Raw genomic sequence first — 25,933 nt, forward strand, 5'->3', positions numbered from 1 at the left:
GTTGGCATAGTAATCTGAAATAAAAGCTGTAAGAAACTCATGTGTATACATGTTTACTAACAACAAATCATTGCGATAATAACCTTTTGACAAACAGTGATTATAGGGGGAATTTGATGAAGAAGTTAAGTGCTTTACTTGTATTCATGACTGTATTATTACTATTTATGGGATGTTCTAATGAAGAAAAACTATCAGGTGCGAGCGGAGGTTCGACTACACCAACAGAAGATAGCAATACAGAAGAAGTTGAAGAAACTTCAGGAGTTAGTGTAGTTGAAGTTGAGGAAGAAGAAGCTGAAGTAGAAAATGTAAATCTTGAAATTGTACAAGATAACGGTATAGCTTGGGTTGATTCTATAGGTACTATTTGGTTGCATTCTGCAGCAATTTATGAAAACACGGGTGAAGTACCTATTAAGATTGGTGAAACACAAATGAACTTTAAAGACCAGGAGGGAGGGATTTTAGGTACGGCAACGTGGATATATGCAGTACCAAATGTAGTTTTACCTGGTGAAAAAGCATTTGTTTCAGAAAGTGCAATTATTGATGGTATTACTGATGCGAGTCTATACAAAGAAACTACATATAATTTTGAGTTTAACGAAACAACTGAAGATCCTAATTTAATGGAAGTATCAGCAATTAAAGGGCTAAAAGGCGATGAATGGAACCCATATAAAGTAACAGGCATAGTGAAGAATACGAAGGACGAAAAACAAGAAAGTATTAGTGTCGCAGGTGCTTTATATGCAGAGGATGGAAAATTACTAGGTATTTTAAATGATTATATTGATGTTGGTTTAAATCCAGGAAATGAAGCAGGATTTGAATTATTATATCCAGATATTCCAATTGAATTTGCTGATCAAGTAGCTACTATTGAAGTGATGGCGTATGGTTGGAATGATTAAAATATTGCTATTTTGCAGTTAATATTCTTTTTATGGTCTTATTAAAGAAATTGTTGTTTTCGTAATTAAATTAGATAACTGAAAGGGCATTGTAACTGTCATTTTTAAAATAGATTGATGTTGCTAGTATTACACATTTTGATTCTTTCCTACGATAAACACCATTTAATCGAAACCAGACTCATTCTAATAAACTAATCTTATAATTGATCCCCACCCTTACAGGTGGGGTCTTTCAATTTGGTGAAGTAGCTGTGTTTTTAGGTTCGTAGCCTTCAAACAGAAATGAGGCTCTTTTCTCCACACGAATTTCATCACAACACATCTTGCTTCGACATACATTATTAAGGCCAATATTAATTCCTATGGAGGGAATAGCAATGATGATGCATCAAAGAAATAATAGGTACCCATTCCCGCCAGTTTGGCGACCACCTTTTCCACGACCACCATTTTCGCAAGGGCCTTTTGTACCTTTTCAACCTACTAGTCCAATTCCACCAACGACACCATTTGCACCATTTTCAATTTCACCAGGAATTCCTGCCGCACCTGTAACACCGTTTAGGCCAAGACCAAGACCAAGACCAAATCAATTTTCACAAAACACACCTTTTCAGCCGTTTCCAACACCATACCCATTACAACAACCTAATATGCAGCAACCTCAGCCAGGTTTTGGATCAATCATGAATCATTTTAAAAAAGATGACGGTTCTTATGATTATAGTAAGATGATGAATACTGGTGGACAAATTATGGGAGCAGTAAATCAGCTAAATTCGGCTTTTAAAGGTTTTTCATCATTAATTAATCTATAATAATTGCTCCTTAAGCCTTGTGGAAATGACTACATGCAATGAGGGAGGATGAACTTTATATTTTGGGGCAGATACTATGCTAAAAAAAGATTAGTTATCTGTTCCTAAAGTCATCCTCTTAGCTCTAATGTTTTTCTAGTTCAACTCTTTCACGTCTACAATGTAAAGCATAGTTAGCTGCTTCTAGGTTTGAAATGGCTAGTGAATTTTCCATGCTGTGAAAATCGCCATTTTGAAATGCTTTAAGCTTATTAATTAATATAGGAAGAACGTCTTCTACTTGACAACCGTTTATCCCATTCTTATCGATAGCACCATCTTGAAATTTAATGTTAATAAAATTATCATTGTTGCGTGTCAGCTTCATCACCCCATGACCTGTATTATTGATTACTCATTATTACTAATACAGCAACTCATAAACCTCATTTAATTGCTCTACACGTTTGAAATCTTGTTCATCTAGAGCATATATTATTTCATCAGGTAAAACCTCATCTAAAAATGATATTTCTTCTTCATTTAATTCCTTAACAAAATCCCCTTCACTGCGATACGTTTTTGCAAGAAGTTTTTCATATATTTGTTCCGATATATTGTGTTTATCTAAATAGTTGGATAATGTTTCTTGTAAATATCTTAATGTCTTATCCATAATGTTTGACACACCTTTTATGTTTGATCAAAATACTTCGTAAACTCCTCAACATCTTTCACATTTTCACTATAATAAGGATTTTCCTCAACACTCGTTTCAGGATCAAGATTTGTTTTAATTACTAATCTTGGCTCTTTTGATGGGTCTAGATGAGTATCAGTTTCTATATGTTCTGGATTTTCATTCTTTTTATTCACTACATCCACCTCCTACATATAACTTGCTTTTAAATTTTAAAAATATGTAATTTATAGTATGAAATATGAAGTGTATAATCTTTTTTCATGCGTCACAGACTATGTATTGGAGCAGAGGTCATGTCAATTCGTTGCTCCAAATGAATTGTAAAAGGAGGAGCATAGGTGACAAAGAAGCAAAATAAACCACAAAAAACTAACATGGAATTTGGAAACCAATTTACACAAAAACGTCCTAAAAAGGAAATGAATAATAAGAACGATAACTAGGAGGAATATGAATGACTAATCGAAACAATAACCGCAAGAGACAAAATAAATATCCGAACAATAGGAATGAGACTGAATTTGCTAATGAGCAGTCCATTCAACATGATTCAACTCCAGAGAATAATCCGAAATACGGAAATGAATCTCACAAAAATTCCTAATGGAATACATAAAAAGCAGCGAATGAATATTATTCTTCGCTGCTTTTTTATATAGTATTATTTTTTACTCCTCATTCTATGATGTAAATACGTATACACCTAGTGTTCCTGACACCTTATTTAGTCTTAAAATTATTGAATTCTCTTTTCACTCATTCATTCTGTTCATTTATAGTAAGAATAGGCAGTAGGGTTTACGAAAGAGCTATTAATGAACGTTCTATTCCTGAATGGATATCCGCTTGCGTTGTTGGCGTGGAATACGTATATCTAGTAGGCCATCCCTAAATGTTGCAGTTACGTTTTGTTCTGGGATCTTGTAGGGAACGTGAACGGTTCTTGAAGCCTGTTGGAATGTATGCATTTTTTGGTATGTTTGTTGTTTATCATTTGACTCTTCGATTATTTCGCTGTTATTAAGTGAGATTGTTACATAATGTTCGAAGAATTCAAGATTTATTTGCTCACGTTTAACACCAGGTAATTCTGCATTAATAACATACTCTGTATCTGTTTCAAATGTTCGTATAGGTATTTGTTGAATGAAGAGTGGTTGGCTAAGGAGGTCATCAAGTGACTCAAATATTCGTTTAAAAGGATTTTCGCCAATGAATTCATTCATCGATTTAATTAAGCCATTGAATTCGTTCTCAAGATTTCTAGATAATTTATTATTATTGTCTGAACTCACAACTTTCACCTCAGTTAAAAAAGTTTATTCGCTATAACTTATGCAATTCGTTCGGAAAGGGCACAAAAAATACACAGAGTATCTACAGTCATGTAATGAAAAAATGGTATAAATGTGAACAATTTGTAAATTATCCAAAAATGTGATTGAAATCACAATTGATCGTATACGAAAGATGTATGCTAAAACATGAAAATTCCGTTTTAAAGGGGAGATAGACATGTTTTGTTATCAATGTGAACAAACTCCATCAGGAGGGTGTAAAGTGGTTGGTGTATGTGGAAAGGATGAAACGATCGCAAGCTTACAAGATACAATCGTATTTGGTTTAAAGGGCATCGCTGCATACCGAACACATGCTAATCAACTTGGATATACAGATTCATTTGTTGATGCAACGACTCATGAAGCACTTTATATGACATTAACGAATTCAAATTTTAATGTTGAAGAACATATCGATATGGCAATGAAGGTAGGGCAAGCAGCAGTTCGTATCATGGACGTACTTGATAAAGCTCATACTGAACGTTTAGGTATACCCCAACCAATAACAGTTTCTCAAAATAAAATTGAAGGCAAGTGTATCGTAGTAACTGGTCATAATTTATTCGCTTTGCAAGAGTTGCTTGAGCAAACAAAAGGGAAAGGGATAAACATATATACTCACTCAGAAATGCTCCCTGCACATGGTTATCCGGAACTAAAAAAATATCATCATTTAAAAGGAAATATAGGAAAAGCATGGTATGATCAACGTAGATTATTTGAAAAGTTTCCAGGTGCTATATTAGCAACCACAAACTGTGTGATGCCGATTAAGGGCACGTATGCAGATCGAATGTATTCATATGAAGTGGCGGGCTTGGAAAATGTTCAAAAAATAGAGAATGATGATTTTACTCCTTTAATTGATAGAGCGCTCCAATTACCCGATGCAAACATTGAATCAGAACAAACATTAGTAACTGGCTTCCATCATGAAACAGTTTTAGGCTTGGCACCTGAAGTTATCCAAGCTGTTAAGGATGGCAAAATTAAAAGATTTTTCGTTATAGCTGGTTGTGATGCTCCAGGAAAAGGTGGGGAGTACTACCGAGAGCTGGCTACATCTTTGCCACCTGAAACAGTGATTTTAACTACATCTTGTGGGAAGTTTCGTTTTAATGATGTAGACTATGGCACAGTACCAGGGACAGAAATTCCTCGCTATATTGATTTAGGTCAATGTAATAATTCAGGCTCAACGGTAAAAATAGCACTTGCTTTAGCTGATGCTTTTGAATGTGAAGTAAATGATTTACCGATCAGTATTGTTCTTTCTTGGTTTGAACAAAAAGCGGTAGCAATTTTACTTGGTTTATTTAGTTTAGGCATTAAAGATATCCGCATTGGACCTAAGCCACCAGAGTTTATTTCTGAGGGAGTGCTGAACGTTTTACAAGAAACATTCAACCTCCAATTAATTGATAATGCGCAGGACGATATGGAACAAATGTTATCCTTAACCGTTTAATAAACTTAAATAATTTTGTTTTTTGGAATGCCAAATTTTATACTGCCACTCTATGTAATAACAGTTTGCGAACATGAAAAGTGAGTTGCTGCTCTAGCAACTCACTTTTTGGCTGTTCTCACATTAATCGTTGTTTTTTAGAAAAATGAGCTAAATTCAAATATTACTTGCGTTTCCAATATTTTATTTCCTTCAAAGTGTTGGACTTCGTTAAAAACTTTAACTAATTGTCCATTTCTACAAAGTTTGAAATGAGCTTTTGTTTTTAACTCACAAGATTTCTGATTCGAACTTGTTTACATCAATAACAAGATTGCCATCACAATTCACTGTAATACTTCCTTTTTTCTTAAGCTTTGTAATCGTTCTACTAATCGTTTCCCGTGTTGTACCAATCATATTAGCTAATTCCTTATTGGTGAATTGGGTAGATAGCACTCTTGTGTGGCTATCAATTTCCGTTCCGTGAGTTTCTGAAAGTCTTAGTAACAGCTTTACGATTTGCTCATATGTATTATTTAAAATTTGTTCTTCGAGTCTTTTTTGCAAATCTATAATTTTTTCACCCATCACTCTAAAAAGTTTAATACAAACTTCTGGATGTTGTAAAAGTAACTGTTCAAAATGAGAAATAGAAATTGCTACAACAGCAGTACTTTCGACAGCGAATGACGAAGCTGGATAATTCCCTTTTCTAAAAAAACCTACGTGTGGAAACATATCTCCTTCACTTAAAACTGATACAATCTGTTCTTTTCCTTGAATATCATTTTTATATATCTTTACTTTACCAGTATGTATAAAATACACATAATCTAAAGGATCTTCATGCATGAAAATATGAGTCCCTTTTTGGTACGTTCGGGTGATTGCAATATTTACAATTTCTTTTAATTCAGTATTTATAAGTTCTTTAAATAAAGGTACATTTCTTAAAACGTCTTCAATAGTTTGTTTATTCATTTCTTACCACTCCACAGTATTTTCAATATATATATTTTAACAGATTTTATCATTTGTCGACGATAAATAAAAACTTTCTTTGCGAACGTTTATTCGTTACAATAAAATAGATGTGATACTAATTTAAATAGGCGGTGAACAGGTAGTGAATAAGAAGTCGCTGTCCGACATTATTGACGAACTAAAGGTAAATGAAAATATTATACATTGGCATGATGTAGAGCCGAAGGAAGCAAAAACAATGAGTATACCTGACAGTGTTGACTCCAGAATTAAAACAGCTTTACATAATAGGGGGGTAAACGCATTATATACACATCAATGTACTGCATATGAAGCAGTGCAAGATGGTCAGAATATTGTAACGGTGACCCCAACTGCATCTGGAAAGACATTGTGTTATAATCTTCCAGTTCTTCAAGCTATTGCACAAGATGAACTGAACCGCGCATTATATATTTTCCCTACTAAAGCGTTAGCGCAAGATCAGAAGAGTGAATTAAATGAGATTATTTCAGAAATGGGAATTGATATAAAAAGCTTTACTTATGATGGTGACACCTCTCCAACGATAAGACAAAAAGTAAAGAAAGCTGGACATATTGTTATCACCAACCCTGACATGTTACATTCAGCTATACTTCCTCATCATACAAAATGGGTTAGCCTCTTTGAAAACTTAAAATATATCGTTATCGATGAATTACACACATATCGCGGTGTGTTTGGAAGTCATGTCGCGAATGTCATACGCAGGCTTAAAAGAATTTGTAATTTTTATGGTAGTGATCCGATCTTTATTTGTACTTCAGCGACTATTGCAAACCCTAAGGAATTAGCTGAAAGGTTAACAGAAAGCACAATGACCTTAATTGATGATAATGGGGCACCAAGTGGCAGGAAGCATTTTGTTTTTTATAATCCTCCTGTTGTAAATAAACCTTTAAACATAAGAAAAAGTGCAACTGTAGAAGTAAATGATCTTGCACAAAGATTTTTAAAAAATCATATTCAAACAATTGTATTTGCAAGAAGTAGAGTACGTGTTGAAATTTTATTAAGTCATATTCAAGAACTAGTACAAAAAGAACTCGGTTCAAAATCTATTAGAGGATATAGAGGCGGTTATTTACCGAAGCAACGAAGAGAAATTGAGCAAGGTCTACGTAATGGGAACATAATGGGTGTCGTGAGTACGAATGCTTTGGAATTAGGTGTCGATATTGGGCAGTTACAAGTGTGTGTCATGACAGGATATCCGGGAAGTATTGCAAGTACTTGGCAGCAAGCTGGACGTGCAGGTCGTCGTCACAGTGAAGCAGTTATTATTATGGTAGCTAACTCTACTCCAATTGATCAATACATTGTGAACAATCCAAACTACTTTTTTGAAAGATCACCAGAATCTGCAAGAATCAATCCAGAAAATTTAATTATACTAGTTGACCATCTGAAATGTGCAGCTTATGAATTACCCTTTAGGGAAAATGAACGATTTGGCAAACAAGATGTAATGGAAATAATGGAATATTTAGTCGATGAAAGCGTGTTGTATCGTAATGGTGAGAAATTTTATTGGGCGAATCAATCCTTTCCAGCGAGCAATATTAGCCTGAGGTCGGCATCACAAGAGAATGTCGTTATTATCGATCAATCAAATATTGCTGACGTTAAAATTATTGGCGAAATGGATCGCTTTAGTGCTATGACACTTTTACATGATGAAGCCATTTATATACATGAAGGGATCCAACATCAGGTAGAAAAACTAGACTGGGAACATAAGAAAGCGTACGTAAAGAAAGTGGATGTAGAATATTACACTGACGCTAATTTAGCTATACAATTAAAAGTATTGGAAATAGATAAAACAACGAATAGAAAAACAACTACAATGAATTATGGAGATGTAACAATCAATGCTCGCCCTACGATATTTAAGAAAATTAAATTGTCTTCATTTGAAAATGTAGGCTCTGGTCCAATTCATTTACCCGAAGAAGAATTACATACGAGTGCTACATGGCTTGAAGTTCAAAACGTTGACAATAAGAAAGATGAAAAAGCGTTAGAGCAAATTCTACTGGGGATTAGAAATGTATTTAGCCATATTATACCTATCCACGTCATGTGTGATCGTAATGATATCCATGTAGTATCACAAATTAAAGCTACACATACAGGAAAACCAACATTATTTATTTGTGATCATTACCCAGGGGGGATAGGATTAGCAGAAGAGGTTTATAAAAGTCAGGACTTAATCATTAAAGCATCGAGAAACCTAATAATACATTGTCCTTGTGAAGAAGGATGCCCGTCCTGTATTGGCATAGAAATAGGGGGTAAAGACCGTAAGAGAGCGGTGCTTAACATGCTAGAAAAATTTTAACCTATGACTCTTTCGTGAAATTTACGCTATTTTACTAAAATTGGACAGTAAGATGAGCTTTATGAGCGTTTAATAATTGTAAAAGTAGAATAGGTGCCACGAACACGAGGTGAAAACGTGCCATCGTATAGAACGAAGAGCCACAATCAAAGCGAAAACAGCTTAAGTTATTTATTTTCGTGTGACTTCTAGAACATACATGGCTATGTTCATAATAGAAATGAGGCAGGTGAACATACGGTAATAACATAAATCAAATGGTCATTCATTTGTTTACGTTGTTATAAGTACTATTATTTATGTCTATTAAAAACAAACTTAATTTATATAAGAAACACCTAGTTAACGAAAGTGAGATGAATAGCCAAAGTTTAAAGAATGAAGATCATACTATACCGTTTCTTGAACAATGGACTTCTTTTTCGGCAAATCCATATTTTTTTGATGATCAACACTGTCTTATCAGAGAAGTTACATATCCCATTGGATATAAACATGGTCAACACTCATTTGCTGAGCTCCATGAGGTAATTGAGATGTGGCAAAGCCATCACATTCAACACCCTCTTTCAGCAAAAAATAAGCAACCACATGATTTGTTCTTTTTTGATACAGAAACGACTGGATTAGGTGGTGGAGTTGGAAATACGATATTTTTGTTAGGATATGCTAGAGTGTTTCAGGACGAGGTAAAAATAAGACAACATTTTTTGCCTGCTCCTGGAAATGAAGTTGCTCTTTATCAAAGCTTTCTTACAAATGTAGATTATACTACATTAGTAACATATAACGGTAAAGCGTTTGATTGGCCACAGGTGAAGACACGACATACATTAATTAAGGAGTCTGTTCCTAAATTGCCAGAGTTCGGCCATTTTGACTTGTTTCATGGATCACGAAGGTTGTGGAAGAATGATTTGGAGAACGTAAAGTTAACTACAGTTGAAAAAGAAAAACTTGCGATTAACCGAGGGAAAGATACTCCCGGATATTTAGCACCTTTGCTGTACTTTGACTTTTTACAAAATAAAAACCCAACAGGGATTTTCTCTGTGTTACACCATAATGAAACGGATATCCTTTCTTTAATTTCATTATATATACACCTCTCAAAAAAAATATTAGCTAATTACAAATTGAGTAACCCTAACGAACAGTTTGAAATTGCCCGTTGGTTAGATACTTTGGGGGAAAAGAAAAGCGCTAGTCATAAATATAAAGCTATTGCTACTAGTGAAGATGAGCATTCTGATAAAGCTAAGTTCAATTTAGCCATGATATATAAAAGAGAAAAGAATGTAAAAAAAGCAACCGACTTGTGGAAACAGTTAGTCGAATCAAATGATATGTCATTACAAATACAAGCTGCTGTTGAATTAGCAAAAGTACATGAGCATCAATTTAAGGAATTTGATATAGCATTAAAATATGCGAGGTTTGCATATAAAATCACTTGTGAGCAAGAGTATAAAAAATACAAGAAAGCTGAATTACTAAAACGTATTAGCAGGCTGGAAAAGAAGGGGAAATAACGAACACATTTATTTCCACGGAAAGCGCAAAAAGAGAGTTGATTCGGCATTATAAATAAAATAAATCGACAACAAATTTATTGTATAGTAAACATGTGTCGTAGCTATACATCTAGGGAATTAATCACCTTACTTAAGACTGTTGTGTTCATGTTAAAACATGATAAAATATTCATTAATAACTAACGCTCTTTTCACTTATTATGATTATCAAATAAAACTGAAACTGATGAAGCTGTTTCAGTTAGTAAATATAGCAACAAAGTTTGAAAAGAGCCTAGCCTAAAGACAACATAGAGCTTTAAAAAACATAATGGAGAGAATATTGATCATGTATAAGAAAATCGTTTATTTATTTTTCGTTGTAATATGCTTGACAGTCATTATTATGAGCAATTTTAAAACAAGTCTACTGTGACTTATTGCTAATTTTAGCTAAATTTGGACATACATATACTAGAAACATATGGATCATGTGTTATGTGGACGTTTTAGTAAGTTAAATCTTTTTAAAATATAGTGGATAAATTAGGTGTATTCATTAGTACATGTTTACCCATTTTTTCATAGGCTGTTATTGTAACATATGCATATGAAAGGAGATAAGGAGATGCAACCTAGACCCATTGTACAGCCACCGATTGTTCATCCAACAAAATGCTGTGTCCAACATCACTATTGCACATTTATTGTCCCGCACATTCACCCTAGTCACATACAGCATGTAAATCATGTATTGTATCAGCATCAACATTATTATCCACAAACAGAGTCTGTAGTTAATGAAGTATCTAATCAACAATTCAATTGTGGAAGATAAGAATTTGAATAGAGTAAATTATAGGGACGGTGCTATACCGTTCCTATTTTTAAAGGGCGTTGACGTTTGCTCATTAGTTGCTGTTAATCCTACGTAGAAATAAATACTATGTAACTCCTGGTGTCATTTTTAGTTATAGCAATATAGTGCTATTTTAGTAGGCCGTCATCCCTAGTCTCAAGTGATCATAGAAATGATGTTTTTCCTAAAGGAGTATGAATTTTGATAAAAGTCTTAGTCGTTTCAGGTTATAAGCCCTTTGAAATTGGTATTTTCTCTAATGATCATCCCGCGGTAGATTTTATAAAGAAAGCACTTAAAAGTCGTTTAGTTTCACTTCTTGATAATGGACTTGAATGGGTGTTAATCAGTGGTCAACTCGGTGTTGAACTGTGGGCTGCGGAAACAGTGTATACTTTACAAGAAGATTATCCACACCTTAAGCTTGCAATTCTTACACCATTTCTTGAACAAGAAGTGAATTGGAATGAAGCAAATAAAGAATATTACGAATATATTTTATCTCAAGCTGACTTTGTCGAAAGTATTTCAAACAGAACATATGAAAGTCCTAGTCAATTCCGGCAAAAAAACCTTTTTTTGGTAAACAAAAGTGATGCACTACTCGCTGTATTTGATGAAGATAAGCAAGGAAGCCCTACATATTTGCTAAATGTTGCAAAAAATAGAAGAGATACGGACAACTATGATATAATTATGATAAATTTTGATGATCTTCATTTAGTTGCTGAAGAAGAATCAATGAATGAACAATGGAATGAAGAATTGTAGAGAAGCCTTTGAACTACAATTTTGTTGTTACTGTTTCTAAATTTGATTTGCTATAAAAGCTATTTAACAACAACCACGAATGCTAATTGAAGTCGATGTTATTTTCTTAGTACAAAAAAATAACTAATACGAAATGACATACCCAAAAGACAAATTGACAATTGCTCTTTCATTTGAAAAAATAGAAGTGGAAGAATGGGGAATTATGTAGAGGTGAATACAATGTTAGAACGAATTAAACTAAATGCTAAAGAAATATTGGAAAAAGAATTTAAAACTGCGATGAGAGGTTATAAACAAGAAGAAGTAGATAAGTTTTTAGACTTCATCATTAAAGATTATGAATCATTCCATCAAATTATTGAAGAACTACAACAAGAAAATTTACGCTTGAAACGTCAAGTAGATGATACATCTAAAAAACAAAGTGTACCATCTGGAAATACTAATTTTGATATTTTACAAAGATTATCGAGTCTTGAAAAGCATGTTTTCGGTAGTAAATTATACGAGTAAATGATTACCATATAAAAACTATTGCTATTTACAATGTTATTTACTATAATTAATGTTACGCGTTAATAACGTTCGGGTAATCGCTGCACATTTTCATGTGTAGAGGAAAGTCCATGCTCGCACGAGCTGAGATGCTCGTAGTGTTCGTGCCTAGTGAATAAATAAGCTAGGGTAGTTAGTGTAATACTAACTAACGGCAGGGAAATAACCTAAGTCTTTCTAGATATGGTTAGAATACCTTTAAAGTGCCACAGTGACGAAATCTTGCAAGAAATTGCAAGAGTGGAACGAGGTAAACCCCACGAGCGAGAAACCCAAATTATGGTAGGGGCACCTTCTTTGAGAAAATGAACGAGAAGGAGGACAGGTAAGGAGATTTACCTGTAGATAGATGATTACCACCTTGGTACGAGGCGTTGGCCGTTTGTAGTACAAGGAACAAAACATGGCTTACAGAACGTTATTAATGAACTGAGTAAATTAGATTAGACTTAACAGCTCTCCTTTAACATGGAGAGCTTTTGTTATGTCGATGACCTTAAGAAAAAAGTATTTTCGTATGCAGTTACTTATATTAAAAAAATATTAATGTATACCAACATTGAGAATTTCATTTAACTTTCTCCAGATGGATAAATTTTTTAAAAATAGCAACAAAGTTTGCGTATAGAGCATATGTAGATGTTATGATAATGAAGAAATTTGGATATGATCAATAAGAGTTATTTAAAAACCGCCCATCCAGTAGGTCGATTAAACCATCGAATAACCTTAGTTGTTGGAAGGGCAAAGTAATAAATTGATATTAAGTGTACTTAGCGAGTAATTTGAGAAAATAGGGTGATGACATGAACAATACTTATACACTTATTGCAACCTCTGCAATGGGTTTAGAAGCTATCGTTGCAAAGGAAGTACGTAGTCTTGGCTACGAATGTACAGTAGAAAACGGTAAAGTCATTTTTCAAGGTGACGAAAAGGCTATATGCAGATCAAACTTATGGCTACGTACCGCTGATAGAATTAAGATAAAAATTGGTGAGTTCAAAGCGACTTCTTTTGAAGACTTATTTGAAGGGACAAAAGCATTAAAGTGGAGCAACTTTATACCTGAAGATGGTGAATTTCCTGTAAGTGGGAAATCTGTTAAGTCAAAGCTTTTTAGTGTGTCTGATTGTCAAAGTATCGTGAAAAAAGCTATTGTTGAAAACTTGAAGGAACATTATCGATCTGCTGGTTGGTTAGCAGAAACGGGACCATTATATAAAGTAGAAATTGCTATTCACAAAGATATCGCAACGCTAACAATTGATACGAGTGGTTCTGGACTACATAAACGTGGATATCGTGTTGGACAAGGTGATGCTCCTCTGAAAGAAACTTTAGCAGCCGCGTTAGTGATGCTTACAAACTGGGAGCCTAATAGACCGTTTGTAGATCCAGTTTGTGGCTCTGGTACTATACCAATAGAGGCTGCATTGATAGGGCAAAACATCGCTCCTGGTTTCAATAGAGACTTTGTTTCTGAGCAATGGGAGTGGATTGGTAAAAGCACTTGGAATGATGCACGTCAAGAAGTAGAGGACCGAGCAAATTACGACCAACCACTGCATATATTTGGTCATGATATAGATCATAGAATGATTACTATATCAAAAGAAAACGCTGAAGAAGCTGGACTAGGGGACCTTATTACATTTAAGCAAATGCAGGTGAAAGATTTTACGACTAAGGATCAATATGGTGTTATCGTTGGTAACCCACCCTATGGTGAGCGCATAGGTGAAAAACAAGTAGTAGAGCAAATGTATAAAGACATGGGCGAGGTATTTGGTGACCTTGATACTTGGTCAAAGTATATCGTTACTTCCCATCCTGAATTTGAAAAATTATACGGGAAGAAAGCTACTAAAAAGAGAAAATTATTTAACGGTTTTATTAGAACAGACTATTATCAATATTGGGGAACTAAACCTCCAAGAAAATAAATAACTAATGACACTGTTCTCCTTCTACGAGAAAAGATGAAAAATCTATAAATGGTGATGATAGGTGAGTAATTAAAACGTGCATAATTACCCGGTGCATATTATTCATTAAATTATCGTTATCGTTGTAACATTTAATATCGGAGGAATATAATTAATGATTCGTGAACGACTACCTTTTCAAGTATTAACGAATGATAACTTTTTTGATAAATTAAATGAATGGATTGGCGATGTATTTTATGACATACTACCTGAAGCAGGTTTAGAGCTAAGAGATGAACAAATTTTCATGGCATTTCAGCTTGAACGTGCATTTAAGGAAAAGAAGATAATATTAGCTGAGGCTGGTGTTGGAACAGGAAAGACAATCGTATATTTATTATATGCATTGTGTTACGCAAGGTATACAAATAAACCCGCAATTATAAGCTGTGCTGATGAGTCATTAATTGAACAGCTTGTTAAAGAGGAAGGAGACATTGCAAAACTTCGAAAACTATTAAATATAAATATTGATGTCAGACTGGCAAAATCCCCTGAGCAATATTTGTGTTTAAACAAACTAGATGATGCAATGACTTTTTCAGAACATGACAATATTAATGATGTTTATGATTCACTACCGAAATTTGTGAATAATCATGCAGCCTTACAACAATTTACACCTTATGGGGATCGAAAACAATATCCTCTGTTGTCTGATGAGGAATGGAACATGATTTCATGGGATGTTTTTCAAGATTGCTCAAGTTGTGAAAAGCGACATCGATGTGGACAAATTTTGTCTAGAGATCATTATCGAAAGGCTGCAGATTTAATTATTTGTTCACATGACTTTTATATGGAGCATGTGTGGACGAAAGAATCACGTAAGAGAGAAGGGCAATTGCCGTTACTACCTGAATATAGTAGCGTAGTTTTTGACGAAGGGCATCTGTTAGAAATTGCGGCACAAAAGGCGTTGACTTATAAAATAAAAGCAACATTATTAGAAGGATTATTAACTCGACTGCTTGAAAATGAGATAAGAGAAGAGCTTGCGTTGTTAATAGAAGAGACGATTGAAACGAATCAGTTATTTTTTGATTCAATAGTGGAGCAAGCTGTGCAAGTACAAGGGTCTCATCGAATGAACCTTGCTTTATCCGACTCTATTATTAATTATGCTAAACAATTAAACGAAAAGTTAATTGCTATTGGAGATGCACTAGTTTTCGAAAGTGAAACATATACGATAGAAGAGTATCAATTAAATATTGTTGATGAATACATTGATCAAGTGCAATATTCTTTGCAGCTAATGGTCGAAAATGATGAAGCTATAACATGGGTTGAAGCAAACGATGATGAAACAACTGTTGTTATTATGCCAAAATCGGTGGAGAATGTACTTGAGGAAAAAGTTTTCTCAAACAACATTCCGTTTGTGTTTAGCTCTGCAACACTTTCAAATAACCAATCATTTGAGTATGTTACAGCTAGCTTAGGTATTCGTGATTATTTATCGTTTTCAGTGGAATCTCCATTTGATTATGATGAACAAATGAAGATAAAGATGCCAATTCTAACAGCCAATGACAACTTATTTCAACAGAAGTTTACGTATACACTGAAAGAGCTACAGAAAACAAATGGAAGAGCGTTAATATTATTTAATAGTAAACACGATTTACAGTTATTCAAGGAACACTGTAGTGAGCAAACGGAATTTTCATTTTTATTTGAGGGAGATAGAGAGATTAGTGAACTAGTTTCAATATTCCAAAATGAAGAACATACTATACTTTGTGCGCAGCATCTTTGGGAAGGTTTAGATATACCTGGCCCAGCTTTATCTAATCTTATTATTTGGTCGTTGCCGTATCCTCCCAATGACCCTGTATTTAATGCAAAGCGTAAAGCATCTGAGAATCCCTTTTGGTCAATTGATGTTCCTTATATGATGCTTCGACTACGTCAAGGGGTTGGACGTTTAGTTCGTTCTCATCATGATAAGGGGGTTGTGACTATTTTTTGTACAAGTGATATTGATAAAGAATTAATTGCAAAAGTGGAAACAAATCTTCCTACAAATGTTACAAAATCTTAAGAATATTTAAATGTAAGATTTAGAAGGATTTATTATAATTGTATAGAATTATAGTAAATGAAAACAGTTTAAGGAGGAACAACATGAATCAAGATATATTAAAATTAGAACAACAATTTTTAGATTATGTAAAAAAAATAATTGGCTATAATGAAGCTGTTGGATTAATGCATTGGGACCTACGCACAGGTGCTCCGAAAAAAGGTGTGGCCCAACGTTCTGAGGTAATTGGAACTTTATCATCTGAAATCTTTGCAATGACTACTTCTGAAGAAATGGCTTCCTATATTGCGAAGCTCTCGTCACAAGGTGTCAAGGAGCAGCTATCTGAAAAAACTATTAAAACTCTTAAAGAATGTAAAAAACATTATGATAAGAATAAAAAAATTCCTGCTGAAGAGTATAAGGAGTTTGTCATTCTTCAATCAAAAGCTGAATCTGTGTGGGAGGAAGCAAAAGCGGCATCAGACTTTTCTATGTTCCAGCCTTACCTAGAAAAATTAGTCGAATTTAACAAGCGGTTTATTGAGTACTGGGGTTATAAAGATAACAAATATGATGTTCTACTTGACGATTATGAGCCAGGTATGACAGTGGACATTTTAGATAAGGTGTTTCATGAAGCCCGTGAGCGAATTGTCCCATTAGTAAAAGAAATTGCTGCAGCAGAACAGCCTGAAACGAGCTTCCTGTTTGAACATTTTTCTAAAGGTAAGCAGCGTGAATTTAGTTTAGCAATTCTAGAGCAATTGGGCTATGATTTTGAAGCTGGTAGATTAGATGAAACAGTGCATCCATTTGCTACAGGCTTAAACCCAGGAGATGTGCGCATTACGACAAAGTATGATGAAAAGGATTTCCGTACAGCGGTTTTTGGAACAATTCACGAGTGTGGTCATGCAATATATGAGCAAAATATATCACCTGACTTAACAGGCACGCCTTTATGTTCAGGAACATCAATGGGTATTCATGAATCACAATCACTGTTTTACGAAAATTTTGTAGGACGTAATTATTCTTATTGGAAAAAGAATTATGATTTATTAAAAGATCATACAAATGGTCAGTTTGATTCTGTAGAGTTAGATGACTTCTATAAAGCTATTAATGAATCTAAGCCTTCATTAATCCGTATCGAAGCAGACGAATTAACTTATCCGTTACATATAATGATACGATATGAGATTGAAAAAGGATTGTTTAACGGAGAAATTGAAGTGAAAGACTTACCGGAAGTTTGGAATAATAAATATGAAGAATATTTAGGTGTACGCCCTTCAAATGATGCAGAAGGAGTACTACAGGATGTACATTGGGCAGGTGGAATGTTTGGGTATTTTCCTTCTTACGCGTTAGGGTATATGTATGCAGCCCAACTAAATAAAGCAATGCTTGTAGATATTCCAAATTTTGATGAGTTAATGGAAAAAGGGGAATTAGAGCCTGTTCGCGAATGGCTCACAGAGCATGTACATCAATTTGGTAAACTGAAAAAACCACTAGAAATCCTACAAGATGTAACAGGTGAAGGATTAAATGCAAATCATTTGATTGAGTATTTAGAAGAGAAGTATCGTAGAGTCTATCAAATTAACAGCTAATGTAGTTTAGCACATTAAGACATTTCAAAGCCTCCTTTGTCATTTTACAAAGGAGGCTTTGCTATAAATAACAGACATATAATAAGCGCCTTGTGAAAGTAATTTAACATGACTTCACAAGGCGCTTGTTGTTACATTGTTACCATAACCTATAGCCTTTTGAACCGACTGGAGCATTTTGGATCATGTCTATGAACGGAATTGTATAAGCAAATAATATTAACAAAATAGTAATTCCGATCCATAGTTTCCAGTTTTCAAGAACCATTGGTGTTTTTTCAGCATGCTCAGTAACCTCTGCAACTGGAAATTCTGTTTCACCTTTAGGTGCAAAAAATGCTAAATTAGTAATAATAATTAGTACTAAGATGATACCGATGAATAAGATAGAACCGCCAATTGCTTGCGCGATTTGATAAGGTATCCATTCCAGTGCTTGTTCTGAGCCACCGTATGTTGAATAATCGGAACGACGTGGGGCACCTAGTAGCCCAGCAGCATGCATTGCTCCTGACATAAATGTCATCCCGATAGCCCATACAATAGTTTGAATGATTGCTAGTTTGTTCATAGCCTTCGTCATTACTCGCCCAGTAATGTGTGGGATTAACCAATAGGCTGCACCAAAGAACGTAAGTAAAACAGTTGTTGCTAATGTTAAATGGAAATGCCCTGTTACCCAAATGGTGTTATGGACAACTTGATTTAATTGGTTACTTGCGTTAATTAAACCACCTGCACCAGCTGGAATGAAGAACAACATTCCTATAAACGGTGCAAAAAAGCGTGCATCTTTCCAAGGAAGCTTCTTAACCCAGCCGAATAACCCAGTTGCACCTTTTGACCGACCATACAATTCGAACGTTGCAAACATAGAGAAAGCCGTCATTAAGGATGGTATGACTACTAAGAATGTTAAAATGACTTGTAAAAACTTCCACGCTGGATCAATTCCTGGCTCTGTTAATTGATGGTGAAATCCAACAGGGATAGAGAATAGTAAGAATAAAATAAATGACATTCTAGCTAGAGCATCTGAGAAAATTTTAGTACCTAATACTTTAGGAATAACAACATACCAAATCATATATGCTGGTAACAGCCAGAAATATACGAGTGGATGTCCAAAATACCAGAATAATGTACGACTAACCAACACATCAATCGTTTCAACAATACCTAATGACCATGGAATAAATTGAACTAGCACTGTAGCAGCTAAGCCTAATGTTGCTACTAACCACAATATCATGTTAACGATAGACATAAAGCTTAAAAGTGGACTAATTTGACCTGGATGTTGTTTACGCCACTTTCTGTAATGTGCAAACATAGCAAAGCCAGCTACCCAGCTACCTACAACAACTAATGTTAAGCCTATGTAAAAACCTGGATGTGCTTTTAAAGGAGCATAGAATGTATAAAGTACTGATGCTTCATTTAATAGGATAAATACTGCGGCAATTGCCGTACCAATTGTCATCATCCAAAACCCGATCCAACCAGTCAAACGAACCTTATTGGATAATGCACCTGCTGTTCTACTTAGGCTGGCAAATTGAAAGCCGATAATAAAGAATGTAGTTAAAACAAGACCAAGTAATACGCCGTGTACAGTTAAAATTTGATAATAGCCAAGCCATGAAGGGAGCGTAAATTTCCCAGAACGAACAAGGGTTTGTAATAATCCTGCTAATCCTCCGAGTGCTAGTGCAATAAATGCGACATAAATATGTGCCATTGCCAATTTTCCATCGCGTCGATCAACTTTCGCTTCAACAATACTCATTATTCAATCACCTCGATTGTTGCAGTCATACTAGTATGACCTATTCCACAATATTCATTACATAAAACTAAATACTCTCCAACTTCATCAAACGTAGTTGTTACTTCACTTATATACCCAGGTTCAAGCATCATATTTGCATTTGTGCCTGCAATTTCAAAGCCGTGAATAACATCTTTCGTTGTAGCAACGATTTTTACTTTTGCACCCTTTGGTACTTGTACTTTTGTTGGAGAGTAACTAAATGCAGAAGCAACAAAAGTTAATTGATATTCGTTGTCCCCGATTTGTACTAACCCTGGATTATCAAATGGTGCTGTTTGGTCAACCTTTTCTGGATCAATTGTTGTTAAACAACTAGGAGGTTGGTTCCCTAAATAAAATGCGCTAATACCTATAACAGTTAAAAAGACAAGTAGAGTTCCAACTCCAAATAACAACCATATTTTTTCAAACTTGTGCATATGCATCGACTAATTCCCCTCCTTCTATAAGCGGTCTACAAATAAAAAGTAAACTCCCAACCAAGTAATGATTAGAAAGAAACCCAACAAAAATACTGAAGCTAACGCTCCTTTTAATGAAGGCTCACTTTCTATTTTAGTTTTTTGATTTTGAAGCTCAGTTTTCGGCATCTCTCTCACTCCCTTCGTTATTGAACAAATTTCCTATTATTACACTATTATCTTACTAGACTAATGTGTAAAATCCATACAGTTATTGGGGTTTCACAAATTGTTCATATGTAATACAAACACTATGATAATAGTGATAAACTAATTTATCAGTGATAAATATCACAAAAAATAAAAACAATTTGTGAAAAAAATGTGAAATAGTTAAATAGATTTGATGTGGCTGCTTGAGACTTTTGTCATAAGGAGTTAGTTTTTGGGCTGAAAGTGAAATTAAATGGCTCTTTTCGGAAACTTTATTGCTACTTTTACGAACAATAGACAAATGGATGGTTTTATGAAAGCTCAACAATTGTACAATAAAAAAGATACCGCCATAACTGATTTAAAGGTGCTTATATCATAGAACGAATAGCAACAATTAATGTAAAAACAAGCGATTATAAACAGAAAACAATCGACTAAATGTCGATTGTTTTGCTTTGTTGTGTATTTGATTACATTTCAATCATTAAAATGATTTGCATTTCTCCCATTGTTTCCACTTGAATAGGAACTCTAAAGGCTTTTTCGAAGCCGTAGATCTTTGTTTGACCAACTAACACTGTAGGAGGTGTAATATCAATATTGATCCCTTTTTGAGAAAGTTGTGTAGACAAATTACCTGCAATCATATTACCAAACTCGCCTGTAAATGATTCAAGCATTTCTCCCTCAAGAGGCATACCAAACATGATTTCACCAACTCCACCAAATACAGTTGGGTTTCCCTCTATTATTAACCTTCCTCTTATATCCCCAGTTATACCAATTAATACGCCCATTGAGGATTGCAGTAACGGTTGAGTGAATAACGCTGGTTTATCAATTGTTACATCTATTGGTACTACTGTTTTAACTACATGAATTGTGCTGTTTAAAACACCTGTTACTTTTGAACTTAATGTGGCCAAACTGAATTCACCTCCATCATTTATTTCAGGGATTGTAATTGGGTAAAATATACCCATTACTATTTTACCTCATAATATTGATTTGTGTAATGACCTATACTGTTATTTAATAAATTTAATAGATTTCCTCGTATAATTCCAATAATTGTGTGCTGAACGTAATGATTTTTAGATTTATAATAATAATGCACAACAACAACTCCTTTAAAACGTTCGACTTCTCCAAACAGGGGAAGTCCTTTTTATTTGAAATCTCCTAATCACCTTCACAATAATCTTCCCTTTCACTTGTTGTAAGAGTTACACCACATTTAACTAGCGTTACATAGCTTGATTGAATAATTCGTTGAAATTGTTCAAAACATTTCTTTAGATGTCTTATTTCTGTAATAAAAGCAACAAATTATATGAACGATGTTCATCTCCTTGTTTAACAGCTCTTACATGTTTGGGTTTTTCGAAGAACGATATACGTACATATGAAATGCTCATGTACTTGTTATTTGACACTTTCGTAAACTATGCTGTTATATATACAAAATTACGATAGTAGAAATCTTATGTGATTATGATTATGTTAATGAAGAAAAGATACTAAGGAACTAAGCTAAGAAAGAAAATAAGTTATTTAATCTTATGAGTCAAGCTTATAAATCGATCGATTAGATTAGTATTAAATCAACGTTTACGTAGCTCGTTCTAAATATGACTACAAAGCATGTTCCTTGCTAAAGCCAATAATTTCATTACCTATTTCATATGAGGCGAGTTAAAAGATGGGAAAATATATGTTCAAATGATATAACTTTAATACCATTTCAAAATCGTTATGGCGCTGGGGTTTTTCTGAATAATTTTTAGTTTTACTATGAAACATCCTATTTAATATTGTAAAATAAGAAAATAACTAATCAGTCAGAATGTTAAGGGGTATTGTATATGGGGCAAACAGGGGTTAAGAAGTACACAACTCAAAATGTTACGAGCGGATTGTTCGATATTTATCATAAAATTAATGATGAAGGTGATAGCCAAACCGCGTTGAAAATTGTGCAATTAATGAAAAAACTTCAAAGTGAGGAATTTACCATAGGTTTTTGTGGCCATTTCTCGGCAGGGAAGTCAAGTATGATCAATGAATTAATAGGTGAACAGCTATTGCCTACTAGTCCAATTCCCACAAGTGCCAACCTTGTTAAAGTAAAGAGGGGAAACAAGTATGCACGGGTTTACTTTCATAGTGGTGAAGTGGTGCAATATGAAGGTCCGTATAATTATGAACTTGTAAAATCTCTTTGTAAGGACGGTGATTCAGTCGCATCTATTGAACTTAGTGTTGAAACAACTTCTATTCCAATAGGGGTATCAATTATGGATACTCCTGGGATCGACTCAACTGATGATGCGCATCGTTTGGCGACTGAATCAGCTCTTCACATCGCAGATACGATATTTTTTGTAATGGATTATAACCATGTACAATCAGAAGAAAATTTTTTGTTTGCAAAGGAATTAAAGGATCGTGGAAAAGAAGTATATTTAATCATTAATCAAATTGATAAACACCAGGAACAGGAAGTTAGTTTTTTTGATTTTGCAAACGGTGTAAAAAAATCTTTTTTTAATTGGAAAGTTGAAGCAGATGGTATATTTTACACGTCTTTAAAGAAAAAGGATCATCCATTAAATGAACTAGCTAGCGTCAAGAAGTTGTTACAGGAAAAAATCAACGATAAGGATAGCCTCCTCGTAACAACTAGTTTATTAGCGGCTGAAAATTTACTAAATGAACATTTGCAATATTATGTAAACAAAACATTAGATCAGCAAAATATGTTTGAAAAAACTCTTTCTCAGTTACCTGCAAATGAACGAGAAGAACTTCTAACAAGCATAAATAATGTACAACTAGAAATCGATGAGAAACAACAAGCATTGGAAAGTGCAGAGCTAAATTGCAAAAAAGACATACAGGCTATTTTAGATAATGCATATCTTATGCCATATTCTACTAGAGAACATGCAAGAGCATTTATTGAAGCTGGTCAAGCTGATTTCAAAATAGGTATATTCGGCTCCAAAAAGAAAATTGCAAAAGAACGGGAAGATCGCTTAGGTGTACTGTTTGAAGATATAAAGGATAAGATTTCTTCACAACTGGAATGGCATATTAAAGATTATTTTTTAGAATTTTGTAAAAAACAGGCTATTGGGGAAGATGAATTGACGAGAGACATTCAAACTTTCTCCATTACACTCGAACCTTCTATGTTGGAAAACGTATTAAAACAAGGAGCAAGATTAACGGGTGATTATGTCCTGACATATACGAATGATGTAGTTCAAATGATTAAGAGAATGTGCCGCGATGACACAAATGAAATTATTAGTAACATAATCTTTGAGTTGAAAAAGCATACAAGTACACAAATTGATATGTTACAAAATATTCTTAAGCAGCAGAACAATTTGATGGAGGCTAAATCAGGGCTTGATCAATTGGTATCGATGGAAGAGAGACATAGAACATCTCTAAATAATCTTCTTCATAGAAAAAATGAACTGCCTCAGGATAATGAAGAGTTGAAAGCTTTATTGGAAGAACAAATTGTCTTTACTTCAATGGAAGATACAAATCAAAATAGTGAAGTAACTGATAGCCAAGTGATTCAAAGCAGTTTAGATAATACAAACTTGACGCTACGTAATAATCGTAATCAAGGGGATCGCGTTAACGAAACGATTAAATACTTAAACCACGTTTGTAATCAAATTTCAGCAACAACTGGGTTTGCAACAGTTGCTAAGGAGCTACGTGAAAAATCTGAAAGGCTTAAAAATAGAAACTTTACAGTCGCATTATTTGGAGCTTTCAGCGCAGGAAAATCATCATTTGCAAATGCTCTCTTAGGAGACAAGGTATTACCAGTTTCACCAAATCCTACAACAGCAACGATTAACAAAATTATCCCACCATCGGAGGAATTTCCACACGGGACGGTAAAAGTTAAATTAAAGACACGGCAACAAATTTTTGAAGATGTCCAACAGTCATTAAAAATATTTAATTTGAAAGCTAACAATTTGGAAGATGCGATTAAGTTATTAAAGCAAGGTACATATCGCCAGCAAGTTATTGATAGTAGAGATCAATCACATTATTCATTTCTTCATGCAGTTTGTAGTGGATATGATACAATGTTCAAAAATTTAGGCTCTATCATCACGACTAGCCTTGCTGCCTTTTCCGACTATGTTTCTGTGGAAGAAAAGGCGTGCTTCGTTGAATGGATTGAGCTTGCCTTTGATAGTGAGTTAACAAGTCAAGGTATATCATTGGTAGATACACCAGGCGCTGACTCAGTTAATGCTCGACATACAGATGTAGCCTTCGATTATATTAAAAATGCAGATGCTATTCTATTTGTCACTTACTATAACCATGCATTTTCCAAAGCAGATAGAGAATTTATAATTCAACTTGGAAGAGTGAAAGATACTTTTAGTATGGATAAAATGTTCTTCGTAGTTAACGCATCAGATTTGGCACATTCAGAAGAGGAACTCGGTTCAGTTATGAACTTTGTAGACGAGCAACTTGTCTCTTACGGTATAAGAGACCCACGTCTATATCCACTCTCTAGTCATAAGGCGCTAACATCAAAACAAAAAGGATCTAATGATAATGGTAGTGAGATGAAAGATTATTCAGGAATCTTACGTTTTGAACGGGATTTTAAAACATTTATCATAGAAGAACTAGCAGAGATAACTATAAGCTCTGCTTACACGGATATAGAGAAAGTAAAAAATATGTTAGATGATTATATCAAAACAGCAACTACAAGTAATGAAGAAAAAAATAGCAAGCTGTTGGCAGCAACAGATGAACGAGAAAGCATTCGATCTATTATTAGCACTTACCAGATCGACAATCAAAGGCGGTCAATTGATCAAGAAATAAAAGAATTAGTCTATTATATTCAACAACGGAATTTTTTACGTTTTTCAGACTTATTTAAAGAAAGTTTTAACCCTTCGACCTTACGTGAAGATGGTAATAATATTCAAGTGAAATTGGAAGGTGCATTAGAGGAATTACTGTCAGCAATATCGTTCGATTTAGAGCAGGAAATACGGGCAACTAGTCTACGTGTTGAAGCATTTTTACGAAAACAAGTTGCTGAAATATTAGAGGATATAAATACTCGTGTTGCGGGAATAAACGATCATTTACAATTTAATATAAATAGTGAGTTTGAGTTTCCTACACCAGCTTTTCACTATCCTTTTATTAGAGATCAAATCAACAAAAATAAAGTAATAGGGATGTATAAAAACGCAAAGACATTCTTCGAAAAAAATGGCAAACAAAAAATGAGTGATGAAATAGTTAAGCAATTAGAGGGGACTATACCTAGCTTTTTAGAAACTATGAAAACTCAAGTGACAAGCCATTACCAGTATAATTTCGAACAGTATGTACAAGCATCTCTACAAAAGTTATTAAACGAAAATGAAGATTATTATGAAGGAATAATTCTTGCATTATCAGATAATGTAGATGTATTCTTGTTACAGGAAATACGCCAATCTATAGTGAGTAATATGGATATTTAGGAGGAA

Annotated in this window: 22 protein-coding genes and 1 other RNA gene; 14 read left to right on the plus strand and 9 right to left on the minus strand. The window is 34.2% G+C overall.

Annotated features, from left to right (window positions below; all coding sequences use genetic code 11):
- The first annotated feature begins 116 nt into the window (after positions 1-116).
- Both SLH52_RS14945 and SLH52_RS14950 read left to right on the plus strand, forming a co-directional pair.
- Complete coding sequence (locus tag SLH52_RS14945; RefSeq protein ID WP_320210075.1) at positions 117-917, plus strand: FxLYD domain-containing protein; 801 nt, start codon at positions 117-119, stop codon at positions 915-917.
- 380 nt (positions 918-1,297) lie between these two features.
- Positions 1,298-1,738 (plus strand): YppG family protein, encoded by a 441-nt coding sequence (locus tag SLH52_RS14950; protein WP_320210076.1) that lies wholly within the window; start codon positions 1,298-1,300, stop codon positions 1,736-1,738.
- 124 nt (positions 1,739-1,862) lie between these two features.
- On the opposite strand, the gene SLH52_RS14955 is transcribed toward SLH52_RS14950, so the two are convergent.
- The 3 genes from SLH52_RS14955 to SLH52_RS14965 are packed head-to-tail and all read right to left on the minus strand — an operon-like array spanning position 1,863 to position 2,593.
- Positions 1,863-2,105, minus strand: coding sequence for a hypothetical protein (locus SLH52_RS14955; protein ID WP_320210077.1), 243 nt, complete (start codon positions 2,103-2,105; stop codon positions 1,863-1,865).
- 36 nt (positions 2,106-2,141) lie between these two features.
- On the minus strand, positions 2,142-2,393 hold the full coding sequence (locus SLH52_RS14960) for a sigma-G-dependent sporulation-specific acid-soluble spore protein CsgA (protein ID WP_214481241.1): 252 nt from the start codon (positions 2,391-2,393) through the stop codon (positions 2,142-2,144).
- A 17-nt stretch (positions 2,394-2,410) separates the two neighbouring features.
- Positions 2,411-2,593 (minus strand): hypothetical protein, encoded by a 183-nt coding sequence (locus SLH52_RS14965; protein WP_320210078.1) that lies wholly within the window; start codon positions 2,591-2,593, stop codon positions 2,411-2,413.
- A gap of 281 nt (positions 2,594-2,874) precedes the next feature.
- On the opposite strand from SLH52_RS14965, the gene SLH52_RS14970 reads away from it, so the two are divergent.
- Complete coding sequence (locus tag SLH52_RS14970) at positions 2,875-3,024, plus strand: hypothetical protein (protein ID WP_320210079.1); 150 nt, start codon at positions 2,875-2,877, stop codon at positions 3,022-3,024.
- Between the two features lie 220 nt (positions 3,025-3,244).
- On the opposite strand, the gene SLH52_RS14975 is transcribed toward SLH52_RS14970, so the two are convergent.
- Positions 3,245-3,715, minus strand: a complete 471-nt coding sequence (locus tag SLH52_RS14975; RefSeq protein ID WP_320210080.1) for an Hsp20/alpha crystallin family protein — start codon at positions 3,713-3,715, stop codon at positions 3,245-3,247.
- Between the two features lie 220 nt (positions 3,716-3,935).
- Here SLH52_RS14975 and hcp point away from each other — a divergent pair, with 220 nt between their 5' ends.
- Positions 3,936-5,231, plus strand: coding sequence for a hydroxylamine reductase (gene hcp / locus SLH52_RS14980; RefSeq protein ID WP_320210081.1), 1,296 nt, complete (start codon positions 3,936-3,938; stop codon positions 5,229-5,231).
- 270 nt (positions 5,232-5,501) lie between these two features.
- On the opposite strand, the gene SLH52_RS14985 is transcribed toward hcp, so the two are convergent.
- Positions 5,502-6,194, minus strand: coding sequence for a Crp/Fnr family transcriptional regulator (locus SLH52_RS14985; RefSeq protein ID WP_320210082.1), 693 nt, complete (start codon positions 6,192-6,194; stop codon positions 5,502-5,504).
- A 145-nt stretch (positions 6,195-6,339) separates the two neighbouring features.
- Between SLH52_RS14985 and SLH52_RS14990 the strand changes: the two genes are divergently transcribed.
- The 9 genes from SLH52_RS14990 to SLH52_RS15035 all read left to right on the plus strand — a co-directional run bounded on the left by SLH52_RS14990 (position 6,340) and on the right by SLH52_RS15035 (position 17,930).
- Entirely contained in the window at positions 6,340-8,586 is a 2,247-nt protein-coding gene (locus SLH52_RS14990; RefSeq protein ID WP_320210083.1) for a DEAD/DEAH box helicase, read from the plus strand.
- 299 nt (positions 8,587-8,885) lie between these two features.
- Positions 8,886-10,118, plus strand: a complete 1,233-nt coding sequence (locus SLH52_RS14995; protein ID WP_320210084.1) for a ribonuclease H-like domain-containing protein — start codon at positions 8,886-8,888, stop codon at positions 10,116-10,118.
- A gap of 610 nt (positions 10,119-10,728) precedes the next feature.
- The gene (locus tag SLH52_RS15005; protein ID WP_320210085.1) at positions 10,729-10,938 is read left to right on the plus strand and encodes a spore coat protein; all 210 of its coding nucleotides are present in this window, start codon (positions 10,729-10,731) and stop codon (positions 10,936-10,938) included.
- 225 nt (positions 10,939-11,163) lie between these two features.
- Positions 11,164-11,730 carry a DUF1273 domain-containing protein gene (locus SLH52_RS15010; protein WP_320210145.1) on the plus strand — a complete coding sequence of 189 codons (567 nt, stop codon included), beginning with the start codon at positions 11,164-11,166 and terminating at the stop codon, positions 11,728-11,730.
- Between the two features lie 222 nt (positions 11,731-11,952).
- Positions 11,953-12,246 carry a cell division regulator GpsB gene (gpsB, locus tag SLH52_RS15015; protein WP_320210086.1) on the plus strand — a complete coding sequence of 98 codons (294 nt, stop codon included), beginning with the start codon at positions 11,953-11,955 and terminating at the stop codon, positions 12,244-12,246.
- 68 nt (positions 12,247-12,314) lie between these two features.
- Positions 12,315-12,704: RNase P RNA component class B (gene rnpB, locus SLH52_RS15020), an RNA gene on the plus strand.
- 390 nt (positions 12,705-13,094) lie between these two features.
- Complete coding sequence (locus SLH52_RS15025; protein WP_320210087.1) at positions 13,095-14,234, plus strand: class I SAM-dependent RNA methyltransferase; 1,140 nt, start codon at positions 13,095-13,097, stop codon at positions 14,232-14,234.
- Between the two features lie 157 nt (positions 14,235-14,391).
- The gene (locus tag SLH52_RS15030) at positions 14,392-16,326 is read left to right on the plus strand and encodes an ATP-dependent DNA helicase (RefSeq protein ID WP_320210088.1); all 1,935 of its coding nucleotides are present in this window, start codon (positions 14,392-14,394) and stop codon (positions 16,324-16,326) included.
- A gap of 83 nt (positions 16,327-16,409) precedes the next feature.
- Entirely contained in the window at positions 16,410-17,930 is a 1,521-nt protein-coding gene (locus tag SLH52_RS15035) for a carboxypeptidase M32 (RefSeq protein ID WP_320210089.1), read from the plus strand.
- A 139-nt stretch (positions 17,931-18,069) separates the two neighbouring features.
- On the opposite strand, the gene SLH52_RS15040 is transcribed toward SLH52_RS15035, so the two are convergent.
- From SLH52_RS15040 to SLH52_RS15055, 4 genes are all read right to left on the minus strand, one after another.
- Positions 18,070-19,719 (minus strand): b(o/a)3-type cytochrome-c oxidase subunit 1, encoded by a 1,650-nt coding sequence (locus SLH52_RS15040; RefSeq protein ID WP_320210090.1) that lies wholly within the window; start codon positions 19,717-19,719, stop codon positions 18,070-18,072.
- On the minus strand, positions 19,719-20,189 hold the full coding sequence (locus tag SLH52_RS15045; RefSeq protein ID WP_320210091.1) for a cytochrome c oxidase subunit II: 471 nt from the start codon (positions 20,187-20,189) through the stop codon (positions 19,719-19,721). Before SLH52_RS15045 ends, SLH52_RS15040 begins: the two co-directional genes overlap by 1 nt.
- Before the next feature lie 18 nt (positions 20,190-20,207).
- Entirely contained in the window at positions 20,208-20,354 is a 147-nt protein-coding gene (locus SLH52_RS15050; RefSeq protein WP_320210092.1) for a cytochrome c oxidase subunit 2A, read from the minus strand.
- Positions 20,355-20,851: 497 nt separating this feature from the next.
- On the minus strand, positions 20,852-21,364 hold the full coding sequence (locus tag SLH52_RS15055) for a chemotaxis protein CheX (RefSeq protein ID WP_320210093.1): 513 nt from the start codon (positions 21,362-21,364) through the stop codon (positions 20,852-20,854).
- A gap of 882 nt (positions 21,365-22,246) precedes the next feature.
- Between SLH52_RS15055 and SLH52_RS15060 the strand changes: the two genes are divergently transcribed.
- On the plus strand, positions 22,247-25,927 hold the full coding sequence (locus SLH52_RS15060; protein ID WP_320210094.1) for a dynamin family protein: 3,681 nt from the start codon (positions 22,247-22,249) through the stop codon (positions 25,925-25,927).
- Positions 25,928-25,933 lie beyond the last annotated feature (6 nt).

Origin of the sequence: Cytobacillus sp. IB215665 (genome assembly GCF_033963835.1) — a bacterium.
Classification (GTDB): domain Bacteria; phylum Bacillota; class Bacilli; order Bacillales; family SM2101; genus Nanhaiella.